Raw genomic sequence first — 12,509 nt, forward strand, 5'->3', positions numbered from 1 at the left:
GAAAGTACACTGAGTGATCGATTACTTACGATCAATCGTCCTCGGGAGAAGGCACGTGGGATCGTCAGTCGCGCCGCCGTTCTTCTTCATCAGCTATGCGCATGATCCCGGCGAGGACAACTACCACGTCGACCGGTTCTACCGGGATCTGAACCATGACGTGCTGATGTTCGCCGGCAGCCGGGCCGAGACCGCCGGCTTCTGCGACGCCCTGCTCAAGCTCGGTCAGCGCTGGTCCGAGTCGCTTGTCGACAATCTCAGCACGGCCCAGGTCTTCATCCCGATCATGAGCCCCGGTTACTTCCGCAGCCCGGCGTGCGGCAAGGAATGGGCCGTGTTCTCCGCGCGGCTCGCCCGCGGCGCCCGGCCCGGCTCGGAGAGCGCGCTGATCATTCCCCTGCTGTGGGTGCCGATGACGCCGCCGCCGATCGCCCAGCCGTACCAGTTCAAGGACAGAGACCTCGGCGCCACGTACGACGAGGTCAAGCTCCGCGCCCTGATCCGTGAGGGCCGGTACGCGGACGACTACAAGGCTTTCGTGCAGAAGCTGGCCCAGCGGGTGTTCGAGCTCGGCGAGACCGCGCCGTTGGCCCCGGAACCGGGCCGGCCGAGCTTCGACGACATCGCTTCCGCGTTCCCCACCGTGCCCGAGGCCCGGACCCCGAACGGGGGCCGGGACGTGAAGGCCCCCGCCGGCAACCGCCGGTCGTCCCGCGTCGACCGCCCCATCCTCAACACCAACCTCCCCGAGGACCCCCGATGAGTGTCAGCGCCGACAACGGCCCAGCCGGCCGGATCATCACCTTCTACAGCTACAAGGGCGGTACCGGGCGGACGATGGCGCTCGCCAACGTCGCGTGGCTGCTCGCGATGAACGGGTACAAGGTGCTGGCCATCGACTGGGACCTTGAGTCGCCCGGCCTGCACCGCTATTTCCACCCCTTCCTGCGGGACAAGAATCTGCGCAACTCCGAGGGCATTCTCGACCTCATCCGCCAGCACACCGAGTTCAACTTCCGGCTCGAGGACACGCTGGATCCGGCGCGGGCCACGGTGCAGATCCACGAGTACGCCGCCTCCCTGGAGTGGGAGTTCCCGCGCGGTGGTCTGCTCGACTTCGTGCCCGCGGGCCGGCAGGACCTGGGATACACCGAGGCGGTCAGCACCTTCGACTGGGACTCGTTCTGGCGGTTGCACCACGGGCCCCGCCTGCTCAACGCTCTGCGCGAGGACATGGCGCGCAACTACGACTTCGTGCTGATCGACAGTCGTACCGGCACAAGCGACACGGGCGGGATCTGCACCGTGCATCTGCCGGACACGGTGGTCAACTGCTTCACGCTGAACACGCAGAGCGTCAACGGCGCGGTGGCCATCACCGCGTCGATCCTCAAGCACGCGTCGGACATCACGGTGTTGCCGCTGCCGACCCGCATCGAGGACGGTGAGATGGCGAAGCTCGAGCGCGGCCGGATGTTCTCCCGGCGCAGCTTCGAGCCCTACCTCGGTTTCCTGGGCACTCAGTCCGCGGACGAATACTGGAACAGCATCGAAGTTCCGTACATCCCTTATTACGCATATGAAGAGATTTTGGCCGTTTTCGGGGACATGCCGCGTCTCAACGGCCCGCTGCTCAGCCCGTACACCAATCTGGCGTCGCGGATCGCCGGTCGTGAGTGCCGGGCGGTGGCCATCCCGGAAGCCGACCGCAACCGGGTGCTGCGCGCCTTCGAGCAGTCCGTTCCTCACCAGAAACGGACGATCGTGGTGGCCTACGCGCCGCTCGACCGGATCTGGGCCGAGTGGCTCAGCGACCGCCTGCGAGGCACTGCCAACCGCGTCATCCTGCAGAGCATCCGGGAATCCGTACCGGACCTCGACGCTCTCGACCATCTGGTCGTGATCTTCTCGCGCGACCTGATCGCCCGCGAGGGCGGCCTACGGTTGCTGCGGACCGTTCGCGACAGCACCACGCAGAACAACGACAGCCTGCTCGCGGTACTCCGGGTCGACGCGACGCCGCTGGACGGCCGGGTACCGCCGCGCATGCTGGTCGACGCCATGGGCACCAGCGAGGACCGCGTCCTGGAGACGGTCTCGTCGGTTCTGGCGCTCGACGCGTCCGCGGTGTCCACCGGCGGGGCGGAGGTGGGCGAGGTGCGCTACCCGGCCGACCTGCCGCCGTACTTCCAGGTCAGCCTCACCCGTAACCCCCGCTTCTCGGGCCGGGGCGGCGTCATCGAGGACATCCGCAATCGCCTGGTCGGCAGCGAGCCGAGCGGCGCCCGGCTGGCGTTGACCGGCCTGCCCGGTGTCGGCAAGACGCAGACGGCCTTGGAGTACGTCTACCGGTTCGCCGCCAGCTACGACGGCATCTGGTGGATCTCGGCCGCGCAGCCCAGCCGGGTCCGGATCGGCCTGGCCGAGATCGCGACCAAGCTGTCCCTGCCCGGCGGCACGGTCGAGGAACAGGTCGCCGCGGTCATGGAGGCGCTGAAGCGGGCCGTCCCGGTGCGCCGGTGGCTGGTGGTGCTGGACAACGCCGACGCGCCGGCCGATCTGGAGGGCCTCGTCCCGTCCGGCCCGGGCCACGTCCTGGTGACCTCGCGCAACCCGCAGTGGGCGAACGAGCTCGACGCGGTCGACGTCGGGGTGTTCAAACGGGCCGAGAGCATCGAGCTGCTGGGCCGTCGGGTGGAGAACCTGGGCCCGGCGGACGCCGACCAGCTCGCCGGCCGGCTGGGCGACCTCCCGCTGGCCCTTGAACAGGCCGGCGGCTGGCTGGGCAGCACGGCCATGTCGGTGTCGGACTACCTCGACCTGCTCGACCGCGGCGCGGCGGCGGCGATGAGCGAGAGCGCGCCCGCCACGTACAACCAGACCGTGGCCTCCACCGTCGGCGTGGCCTACGAGCGACTCAGCCAGACCAGCCCGGCCGCCACCCGCCTCATCGAACTTCTCGCATTTATGGCGCCCGAAGTCATCCCTTATCGCATGATTAGCAACAAACAACTGACCGCGCTTCTGGCGCCGATCGACCCGCGGATGTACGACCCGGCCCGACACGGGTCGCTCATCCAGGACATCGGCCGCCTGGGGCTCGCGAGGGTGGACGCAGGCACGAACGAAGGGAAACCGGCTCCGGGAAGGCGTGGCATCGTGGTGCATCGGCTCACTCAGGATATCGTCCGGTCGCGGTTGTCCCCTTCCGACCAGGACGAGCGCAGGAGGGAAATCCAGAGCGTGCTGGCAGAAGCGGACCGGGGAAACCCGGACAATTTCGAGAACCGCGAGGCCTACGAGGCCATCCGCCCGCACCTGGAGCCGAGCGGTGCGCTCACCTCCGACCGGCCCGAGACGCGTCAGCTCGTCATCGACATGTCGCGTTACCTCTACGTGCGCGGTGACTTCGAGGGATCGCGGGAGCTGGCCGAGGCGGCGCTGAAGGAGTGGCTGCCCAGCTTCGGCGTCGACGACCTGTGGTTGCTGCGGCTCAAGCGCACTCTCGCCGTCGTCCTGCGCGAGCAGGGCCACGAGGCCGAGGCGTACGACATGAACGCCGACAGCCTCGAACGGCTCCGCCGGGTCGCGGGCGACAACGATCCGTACACGCTCTCGACCGCCATGAGCTTCGGCGCGGATCTCCGCGCCCGCGGCGAGTACGAGAAGGCCGTAAGCCTCGACGAGCAGACCCTCAAAGGCCTCCGTGAGGCGTACGGCGACAATCACCCCGAGACCCTGAACGCGGCCAGTAACCTGGGCGTGTCACTGCGCTTCGTCGGCAACTTCGAGGATGCGGCCGAGCGGGACCGCGACACGCTGCGCCGCCGCCGCGAGGTTCTCGGGCCGCGCCATCTCTACACCATGAGTTCGCAGGAGAATCTGGGTACCGACCTGATCGAACTGGGCGACCTGGTGCCGGCGCGGAACCTCCTCGAGGAGGCGTACGAGGTGACGCGCGCCGATCACGGAGAGAGCCACTGGCGCACGCTTCGCGTGGCCACCACCTACTCGGTCGCTCTGCGCCGGCTGAACGAGGTGGCGAAGGCCGCGGAGGTCATCGACGACATGGTCCGGCGGGCTACCGAGGTCCTCGGGCGCTACAACCGGGTGACCCTCACCGGGCGCCTGGAACAGGCGGACGTGCGCTGGGCGCAGGGCCGGGTCAAGGAGGCCCGCGAGGTCGCCGAAGAGGTCTACGCCGACTTCCGTGCCACCCGGGGCGAGCAGCACCCCGACACCATGGCCGCCGGAAACGACCTGGCCGTCTTCCGGCGGCTGACGGGCGACGCGGCGAAAGCGCTGACGCTGGCCGAGCGCACGTTCGTGGTTCTCGACGACGTCTTTCGTCCCGGTCACACCTACACTCTCGCGGCGATGATCACCTTGGCCAACGCTCAGTTCGCGGACGGAACGCGCCACCTGGCCCAGGAGACTGACGCCGGCGTTCTTCAGCGGGCGCGCCGGGTCTTCAAGGACGCCCACCCGACCGTGGCCGTGGCGATGATCAACTGGGCGGTGAGCCATCGCGAGGCCGACCCGGGCACCGCGAACCGCAACCGGGACGAGGCGCTGAAGACGTTCGATGCCGCCCTGGGCTCCAACCACCCCCGAACGATCGCGGCGCGTGAGTGGCAGCGTGTCGACCAGGACATCGCGCCGTTCCCGGTTTAGACCTTGATCTCGGCCGCGGTTCCTCGTGTCGGTGTACCCGACGTTCACCGGCAGGTCCACATGAGAGGGCGGTTGGCCACCGGCTCGGTGGCGGTCGTGTCGGTGGTGTAACCGCCGGCTGTCTTGCCGTCGGCGCTGAGGGTGGTGGTCACGTACTCGCGCATCTTGGTGAATCCGGGGAGCGTGACCACCTTGCGGCCGGCGATGATGACCGGCTTGAAGTCGCCCGTGGTGGCCAGCACCCAGCCGTTGGCGGCGCCGACCGCCGGCGGGCCGAGCGGGATGGGCAGTTTCTCGTACCGGCCGGCGGCGATGTCGTAGCGGTACGAGGCGAAGCTGCGGCCGCCGCTCCTCCCGATGATGTCGCGGACCGCCCGGCCGTAGACCCAGCCGTTGCTGATGGACTCCGGCCAGAACAGGGTCGCCTGCCCGCCGTCCACAGTGGGCATCGGCATGAGACGGCCCGAACCGTCGGGGCGCCACAGATAGCCGGTGCTCTCGCCGTTCTCTCGGGCGACGGTGCCGACGATCGTGCCGTCCTCGTCGATGCCCTTCCCCTCACCGGTGACGAAGCCGGCCGGCAGCGTCAGCCGCACCGGGGCGGCCGTCGGTGACGCCCAGGTGGCCGGGATGCCGTTGTCCGGATCGCCCAGCGTGCCGACGATCCGGCCGGCCTCGTCGATGCCGGACGCCACGGCCCGGCCGCCGGGCAGCCGGGTCACGCTGGCACCCGTGGAGGTGTACGCCTGCTGTCTTTCCGCCTCGTCGAAGCTGTAGCCGACGGCGACGCCGGCCGAGTTGATGTCGCCCCACGCCCCCTCCTGGCCGGGCATCGCCGGGCGGGGCTGGAGGACGCCGTCCTTCCAGATGACCGAGTAGGACTTCAGCCGGGCCGGATAGACGCGCCCGGTCAGGTAGTGGCCGCTCGGGTCGCCACCGCTGACGATGGCCTTCTTGACGTCGCCGGTGGGCAGCAGCTTCACCGTGCAGTCCCGCGGCACCGGCACCGGCACCGCCGCTGCCGACGGCGCCGCGGAGACCACCGGCTCGGGGTCGTCGCGCAGGGCGGCCACCGACACCGTTCCGCCGCCCGCCGCCACGGCGGTCACCGCGGCCAGCGCCACCCCGCCGGACCAGCGGCGCACCCGGCGCCGGCGGCGGCCCTCGGCCATCGTCCGGGGGATGTCGATCCCGGACGGCGCCGGCGGCTCGTCCGGGATCGTGCGCAGAATCCGTACCGCCCGGTTGTCCTCGGTCATGTCTTTCTCTCCACGGTTCATAGCCGGTCCAGGGCGGCTGAGTCGAATGCGAGGCGTAGCTTGTCCAGGGCGTGCGCGCACTGGCTCTTCACGGTCCCCTCGGAGCAGCCCAGGTGGTGGGCGACGTCCTTGACCGGCAGATCGCAGAGGTAGCGCAGCACCACGACGGCCCGCTGCCGCGGCGGCAACTCCATCAGCGCGGTCCGGACGACTGACTGGTCGTCGACCGGCGCCACGACGGCCGGAGCCCGGTCCGGTAGCCAGTCGAGCAGGGCGACCTTCCACCAGCCGCGGCGGCGCTCGTCGAGGAAGACCCGCACGAGCATGGTGTTCACGTAGGCGTCGACGTTCTCCACGTGGCCGATGCCGGGCCATCGTGTGTAGAGCTTGGTCAGGGTCTCCTGCACGAGGTCGTCGGCCTGATGCGAGTCACCGCAGAGCAGGTAGGCCGTGCGCCGCAGCGCTTTGACCCGGCCGTGCACGAACGCCAGGTAGTCGCTGTCCGTTCTCTTCGGCATTCCCGCTCCTGTCGGTGTCCTGTGTATCCGACGGCGGATCGAGGGGATCGGTTGGTCCGGGAGCAAAGAAAATCAAAGTTGTACGAGGGCGTCGAGCGGCGTGGTCGGCGTCGTGGCCCCGGGCGCGTTCTCGATCGTCACGCCCACCGCGCTCGACGCCGGCAGGCCCTGGACGATCCGCACGGTGGCCGCCTGGCCCTCGCCGAGCGCACCGGCCGAGGCCGGGTCGTCGTCGTGGATGGTCCACAGTTGATAGACGCGTCCCTCGCCCGGCGCCGAGGTGGCGGCCAGCATGATCACGCCGGCGTCGGTCAGTTTCGACGACGCCACTGTCACCCGCCCGCCGCTGGTCAGCGTCTGTTCCCGCACCTGCAGGTCGGGGGCGGCCAGGATCGCGCGGACACGCGCCTCGGAGGCGCGCGCGGCTTCGGCGACGGCCCGTTCCTGCCGTACCCGCTGATCTTGAATGGCGTAGACGGCGGCGCCGACGCCGGCGGCCGCCACCACCGCGGCCGCCGCGGCCACCAGGTGAAAGCGGCGTTTCGGCGTGACCGCACGGACCGGGACGGCCGGGTCTTGCCGGGTGGTGGTGATCGCGTCGAGGATGTTCGCGCGTAGCGCGGGCGGCGGCACCGACCAGGCGGTGTCGGCCAGGCGGGCCGCGGCCTCGCGGAATTCGTCCACCTCGGCCCGGCAGTCCGCGCACTCGCGCAGGTGCCGCTCGAAGGCGGCCCGTTCGAGGTCGTCCACCGCGTCCAGCACGTAGGCGCCGACGAGCGCGTGCACGTCGGGCCTCACGCCGTCGCCCCCGTCGTCAGGCAGTCGCGCAGCCGGGCCAGGCCGTCGCGCATCCGCGATTTGATCGTCGGCAACGGCGCCCCCAGCAACTCCGCCACCTGGGGGTAGGTGTGGCCCTGGAAATACGCGAGGGTGACCGCCTGCCGCTGGAGGCCGGTCAGCTCGTCCAGGCAGTGCCGCACCTGCCGGCGTTCCAGGCGCACCGCGACCTCGTCGGCCACCGCGTCGTACGGGGTGTCGACCGCCGCGATGCCGGCCCGGACGGTCCGGTCGGCCGCCGCCCGCTCGGAGCGGGCCCGGTCGACCGCCCGCCGGTGCGCGATCGTGAAGATCCACGCCGTCGGGGTCCCCCGCCCCGGATCGAACTGGGGAGCCCGCCGCCACACCTCGACCAGCACCTCCTGCGCGACCTCCTCGGCCTGCGACACGTCCCGCAGCACCCGCCGGACCAGCCCGAACACCCGCGGCGCGACCACGTCGTACAGCCGGGCGAAGGCCTTCTCGTCGCCCCGCGCCACCCGCGCCAGCAGCGCCTCGATGTCCAGCACCGGCGTCACCATCCGCGCCCCCTCACGGGGAGCCTAGAGCGAGGAGATCATGCGCAACAGCTCCCCGGCCGCCGGCCCGGGCGGCGCCGACGCGGGCAGGGCCACCGACACCTGCCAGGACGCACCGGCGGCGAGCCGGGCCACGTGCAGGCCCGAGGCGTGCGGCTTGCGGGTCACCGGCGCCGGCACGACGGCGATCCCCAGCCCCTGGTGGACGAAGTCCAGCAACGTGTGGACGTCGTTCACTTCGACCGAGACGCGCCGGTCCACGCCGTGCCGGGCGAACAACTGGTGGTTGACCTTGCGGGCGCCCCAGTCGGGGCTGAAGTCGACGAAGTCCGCCCCGGCCAGGGCCGCGGGATCGAGGCCGGCCGGTACGTGGTCCGGGTGGGCGAGGAGCAACATCTCCTCGGTGGCCAGCGGTTCCAGCCGTACGCCCTCGGGAGCGGCACCGGGAAGCGCGACGAATCCGACGTTGAGGCGCCCCTGCCGGATCTCCTCGACGATGTGCCCGGAACCGGCGTAGCGCAGGCTGATCTCCACCCCCGGATGGGCGCGGCGGAACGACGCCAGCAGCGGTGGCGGATCGATCACCCCGAGGCACTGCTCGGTGCCGACCGCGAGGCTGCCGCGCAGCAGCCCGCGCACCGCGGCCACCGCTTCCCGGGCCGCGGCCGCGCTGGCCAGCGTACGATTCGCCTCGGTCAGCAGGGCGCGCCCGGCGTCGGTGAGCCGCACGCGGCGGGTGTGCCGGACGAACAGCTCGGCGTCCAGCTCGCGCTCGAGCGCCTTGATCGAGGCCGAGAGGCCGGACTGCGCCACCCGCATCCGCTCGGCGGCCCGGGTGAAGTGGCGTTCCTCGGCCACCGCGACGAAGTACTCCAGGTGCCGCAACTCCATGATTGAGCAGTCTAGGTGCTGAATCCGAGCGCTTTCTTCTGTTGGACCTTTGATCACCGAGGGACGAGGGTGGGGACATGCCAACCAGCTACACCGCCGAAGGCGACCGTTACGACACCATGGAGTACCGCCGGACCGGGCGTTCCGGGCTCAAGCTGCCCGCCGTCTCGCTCGGTCTGTGGCACAACTTCGGCGACGACAAGCCCCTGGAGACCCAGCGGGCCATCCTGCGCCGGGCCTTCGACCTCGGCATCACCCACTTCGACCTGGCCAACAACTACGGTCCGCCGTACGGGTCGGCCGAGCTCAACTTCGGGCGCCTGCTGGCCGAGGACTTCCGCCCGTACCGCGACGAGCTGGTCGTCTCGACCAAGGCCGGGTACGACATGTGGCCCGGACCGTACGGCGAGTGGGGCTCCCGCAAGTACGTGACGGCGTCGCTGGACCAGTCGCTCAAGCGGATGGGCCTGGAGTACGTCGACATCTTCTACTCGCACCGCTTCGACCCGGAGACGCCGCTCGAGGAGACGATGGGCGCGCTCGACGCCGCCGTGCGGGCCGGCAAGGCGCTCTACGTGGGCATCTCGTCGTACTCGCCGGAGAAGACCGCCGAGGCGGCCGCGATCCTGCGTGACCTGGGCACGCCGTTGCTGATCCACCAGCCGTCGTACTCGATGCTGAACCGCTGGATCGAGGGCGGCCTGCTCGACACGCTGCGGGAGGTGGGCGCCGGCTGCATCGCCTTCTCGCCGCTGGCCCAGGGCATGCTCACCGACCGCTACCTGGACGGCGTCCCTTCGAACAGCAGGGCCGCCGAGCACAAGTCGCTCTCGACCGACCTGCTGAGCGACGACAACCTGGGCAAGATCCGGGCGCTGAACGAGATCGCCCAGCGCCGCGGTCAGAGCCTGGCCCAGATGGCGATCGCCTGGTCGCTGCGGGACTCTCGGATGACCTCGGTGGTGCTCGGCGCGAGCAGCGTGGCCCAGCTCGAGGCGAACGTCGCGTCCCTGGGGAACACGACGTTCACCGACGGCGAGCTGGCCGAGATCGACAAGTACGCCACCGAGTCGGGCATCAACCTCTGGGCGCGCAGCAGCGAGGTCTAAGAGAAGGACGCGTGGTAGGACGCGGCCATGTCCGCGTCCCCATGCCCCTGCTCCTCGGCCCGGCGGAAACGTTCGGCGCCGGCTTCGGCCAGGTCCAGCCGTACGCCGTGACGCCGGCCGGCCTCGACGATGAGCCGCGCGTCCTTGCCGGCCGTGCTCACCGCGAAGCTGGCCGGCGTCAGGTTGCCCTCGCGGACGAGGCCGGTCTTGGCCCGCAGGTAGCCGTTGTCGAGCGGGCCGCCCTGGATCAGCTCGAGAAACTTGCCGAAGTCGACGTGCAGCGCCTCGGACAGGGCCAGCACCTCGCCGCCGGCGTGGGTCAGGGCCAGCACCCAGCTGTTGGCGACCAGCTTCAAACGGGTTCCCTCGCCCGGTTTGTCCAGCCACACGGTTTTCGCGCCGACCGCGTCCAACACCGGCGCGATGTCGTCCCTTTTGTCAGCGGGGCCGGCCGCCAGCACCGTCAGCTGGCCCGCCTCGGCCGGCTGCCGGGTGCCCAGCACGGGGGCGTCGTAGTAGACGAGGCCGTGGGACGCCGCATAACCGGCGAACTCGTCGACGTCGTCCAGGCTGACCGTTGTCGACTGCACCCAGATCTGGCCCTCGGAGAGCGCGAGCTGCGCCTCGCGCATCACCTCGCGCACGGCCGCCCCGTCGAAGAGCATGGTCAGGACGACGTCGGCCCCGCGCACGGCCTCCTCGACGGTGGTCACGACCCGCGCCCCGTCGGCCGCGAGGGGTTGCGCCCGCTCCGGGGTGCGGTTCCACACCCGTACGGTGAAACCGTTCTTGACCAGATTGCGGGCCATGGCGGCGCCCATGATGCCGGTGCCGAGAACGCTGACGGTGAGGGTCTCTGTCATGCGCATCATCTTCCCGCTCGCCCGCGGCGAAAACTGTCGTACCCCTTCGCGAGAATGGCCACATGCTGGTAGCGGTGGACCCGTCGGGGTTCCTTCAGGAGCTGCGGGCCGACGGATCACCCGCCGGTCCGCCGGTCCGCGCCGCCGACCTGCCGGCCGCGATCGCCGCGCGGGAGGCCGCCGACGGGCCGCGCTGGGTCTGGCCGTCCACCGCCGAGTTCTATCCGGGCCTGCTCAAAGCCGGGGTCCGGGTCGCCCGCTGCCACGATCTGGAGCTCACCGAGACGCTGCTGCTCGGCCACGCCGGCCAGTGGGGCGCTCCCCGCTCGCTCGCCGCGGCGCGGGCCCGCCTGCACGGTCTGCCCGTCCCACCCGATCCACCGCCGCGCCTGCCCGATCCGCCCGGTCTGGCCCAGGTCGCCCTGTTCGAGACCTTGGGCGGGCCCCCGGCGCCCGGATTCGACGTTCTCGAGACCATTTCCCAGGTGTACGCCGATCAGGTGCGCCGGGTCGCGACAACCGAACACCCGGGCCGCTTCCGGCTGCTCGTGGCCGCCGAGTCGGCCGGCTCCCTGGTCGGGGCCGAGATGGGCCACGCCGGCCTGCCCTGGCGGGCCGACGTGCACGACGAGCTGCTGCGCGAGCTGCTGGGCCCGCCCCAGGCGGTCGGGCCGCCGCGCCGCCTGGCCGAGCTGACCGCCGAGATCAACGCGGCCTTCGGCGTCCGGGGTCTCCACCCCGACTCGCCGGCCGAGGTGGTCAAGGCGTTCGCCCGGGCCGGCGTCGACATCCCCAACACCCGGGCCTGGGTGGTGCGCCAGGTCGAGCACCCGGCCGTGAAGCCCCTGCTGGAATACAAGGAGCTCTACCGCATCTGGACCGCGCACGGCTGGTCGTGGCTCGACCAGTGGGTCACCGACGGCCGCTTCCGCCCGGAGTACGTGCCGGGCGGCGTCGTCTCCGGCCGCTGGGCCACCCGGGGCGGCGGCGCCCTCCAGGTGCCGAAAGTGGTGCGCCGGGCCGTGATCGCCGATCCGGGCTGGCGGTTCGTGGTGGCCGACGCCGGTCAGCTCGAGCCGCGGGTGCTGGCCGCGATGTCCGGCGACCGGCGGTTCGCCGAGGCCGGGGCCGGACACGATCTCTACGCGGCGCTGGCCGCGGCCTCGTTCGACGGTGACCGGGCCAAGGCCAAGGTGGCGCTGATCGGCGCCATGTACGGCCAGACCGGCGGCAACGCGATCCCCGCCCTGGCCGTGCTGCGCAAGCACTACCCGGTCGCCTTCGACTACGTGGAGGCCGCCGCCCGTACGGGCGAGGCCGGTGGCCTGGTCCGCTCCTGGCTGGGCCGGACCTGCCCGCCCTCGTCAGCGACCTGGGGCGACGACGCCGGGCTGGACCCGCCAGAGACCGAGCAGCCGCTGAGCGGCGCGTCCGGGCGGGCGCGCGGGCGCTTCACGCGCAACTTCGTCGTGCAGGCCACCGCAGCCGAGTGGGCGCTGGTACTGCTGGCCACTTTGCGTACGGCTTTGGAGGGAACCCGGGCCGAGCTCGTGCTTTTCGTGCACGATGAAGTGGTCGTGCATTGCCCCGCCGAGGAGGCGGACCAGGTGGTCGCCGCCGTCCACGACAGCGCCGCCAAGGCGGGCCGGATGCTTTTCGGGGACACGACGGTGCGCTTCCCGCTCGACGTCTCAACAGTTGGCGCGTACGCCGACGCCAAGTGAGATTGCGGTAACTTGGGTGGACCGAAGCGAGAGGCGCTGCAACGGGGAGTGATCCCCGCCACGCTCGCTCGGGGCAATCCGACCAAGGGCGCCTCCGTTGTAACCACGGAGGTGGT

At 70.9% G+C, this 12,509-nt stretch carries 10 protein-coding genes; 4 read left to right on the forward strand and 6 right to left on the reverse strand.

Translation table 11 applies throughout. From position 1 onward, the window contains the following. Positions 1-55 precede the first annotated feature (55 nt). Both ACGFJ7_RS25920 and fxsT read left to right on the forward strand, forming a co-directional pair. Complete coding sequence (locus ACGFJ7_RS25920; RefSeq protein ID WP_360259661.1) at positions 56-763, forward strand: TIR-like protein FxsC; 708 nt, start codon at positions 56-58, stop codon at positions 761-763. Beyond that, the gene (gene fxsT / locus ACGFJ7_RS25925) at positions 760-4,674 is read left to right on the forward strand and encodes an FxSxx-COOH system tetratricopeptide repeat protein (protein WP_360259663.1); all 3,915 of its coding nucleotides are present in this window, start codon (positions 760-762) and stop codon (positions 4,672-4,674) included. Before ACGFJ7_RS25920 ends, fxsT begins: the two co-directional genes overlap by 4 nt. A 44-nt stretch (positions 4,675-4,718) precedes the next feature. Here the strand turns inward: fxsT and ACGFJ7_RS25930 are convergent, their stop codons facing one another. From ACGFJ7_RS25930 to ACGFJ7_RS25950, 5 genes are all read right to left on the reverse strand, one after another. Further along, a complete protein-coding gene (locus ACGFJ7_RS25930; RefSeq protein ID WP_392644215.1) occupies positions 4,719-5,933 on the reverse strand; it encodes a hypothetical protein in 1,215 nt (404 codons plus the stop codon). Between the two features lie 17 nt (positions 5,934-5,950). After that, on the reverse strand, positions 5,951-6,451 hold the full coding sequence (locus ACGFJ7_RS25935) for a SigE family RNA polymerase sigma factor (RefSeq protein ID WP_360259666.1): 501 nt from the start codon (positions 6,449-6,451) through the stop codon (positions 5,951-5,953). A 72-nt stretch (positions 6,452-6,523) separates the two neighbouring features. After that, complete coding sequence (locus ACGFJ7_RS25940) at positions 6,524-7,249, reverse strand: anti-sigma factor domain-containing protein (RefSeq protein WP_392644217.1); 726 nt, start codon at positions 7,247-7,249, stop codon at positions 6,524-6,526. Next, positions 7,246-7,809, reverse strand: a complete 564-nt coding sequence (sigK, locus tag ACGFJ7_RS25945; RefSeq protein ID WP_360259671.1) for an ECF RNA polymerase sigma factor SigK — start codon at positions 7,807-7,809, stop codon at positions 7,246-7,248. Before sigK ends, ACGFJ7_RS25940 begins: the two co-directional genes overlap by 4 nt. A 21-nt stretch (positions 7,810-7,830) precedes the next feature. After that, a complete protein-coding gene (locus tag ACGFJ7_RS25950; RefSeq protein ID WP_392644219.1) occupies positions 7,831-8,697 on the reverse strand; it encodes a LysR family transcriptional regulator in 867 nt (288 codons plus the stop codon). Positions 8,698-8,774: 77 nt separating this feature from the next. On the opposite strand from ACGFJ7_RS25950, the gene mgrA reads away from it, so the two are divergent. Further along, positions 8,775-9,806 (forward strand): L-glyceraldehyde 3-phosphate reductase, encoded by a 1,032-nt coding sequence (mgrA, locus tag ACGFJ7_RS25955; RefSeq protein ID WP_392644221.1) that lies wholly within the window; start codon positions 8,775-8,777, stop codon positions 9,804-9,806. On the opposite strand, the gene ACGFJ7_RS25960 is transcribed toward mgrA, so the two are convergent. After that, positions 9,803-10,669, reverse strand: coding sequence for an NAD(P)-dependent oxidoreductase (locus ACGFJ7_RS25960; protein WP_392644223.1), 867 nt, complete (start codon positions 10,667-10,669; stop codon positions 9,803-9,805). The two genes, mgrA and ACGFJ7_RS25960, sit on opposite strands and share 4 nt — an antisense overlap. 62 nt (positions 10,670-10,731) lie before the next feature. Here ACGFJ7_RS25960 and ACGFJ7_RS25965 point away from each other — a divergent pair, with 62 nt between their 5' ends. Then, positions 10,732-12,393 carry a bifunctional 3'-5' exonuclease/DNA polymerase gene (locus ACGFJ7_RS25965; RefSeq protein WP_360259680.1) on the forward strand — a complete coding sequence of 554 codons (1,662 nt, stop codon included), beginning with the start codon at positions 10,732-10,734 and terminating at the stop codon, positions 12,391-12,393. The last annotated feature ends 116 nt before the right edge of the window (positions 12,394-12,509 follow it).

The organism is Actinoplanes sp. NPDC048988 (assembly GCF_043197815.1).
Lineage (GTDB): Bacteria > Actinomycetota > Actinomycetes > Mycobacteriales > Micromonosporaceae > Actinoplanes.

Coding starts and splice junctions, on each gene's coding strand:
- fxsT (WP_360259663.1), top strand. CDS start 760: ATGAGTGTCAGCGCCGACAACGGCCCAGCCGGCCGGATCATCACCTTC.
- ACGFJ7_RS25930 (WP_392644215.1), bottom strand. CDS start 5,933: ATGACCGAGGACAACCGGGCGGTACGGATTCTGCGCACGATCCCGGAC.
- ACGFJ7_RS25935 (WP_360259666.1), bottom strand. CDS start 6,451: ATGCCGAAGAGAACGGACAGCGACTACCTGGCGTTCGTGCACGGCCGG.
- sigK (WP_360259671.1), bottom strand. CDS start 7,809: ATGGTGACGCCGGTGCTGGACATCGAGGCGCTGCTGGCGCGGGTGGCG.
- ACGFJ7_RS25950 (WP_392644219.1), bottom strand. CDS start 8,697: ATGGAGTTGCGGCACCTGGAGTACTTCGTCGCGGTGGCCGAGGAACGC.
- mgrA (WP_392644221.1), top strand. CDS start 8,775: ATGCCAACCAGCTACACCGCCGAAGGCGACCGTTACGACACCATGGAG.
- ACGFJ7_RS25960 (WP_392644223.1), bottom strand. CDS start 10,669: ATGACAGAGACCCTCACCGTCAGCGTTCTCGGCACCGGCATCATGGGC.
- ACGFJ7_RS25965 (WP_360259680.1), top strand. CDS start 10,732: ATGCTGGTAGCGGTGGACCCGTCGGGGTTCCTTCAGGAGCTGCGGGCC.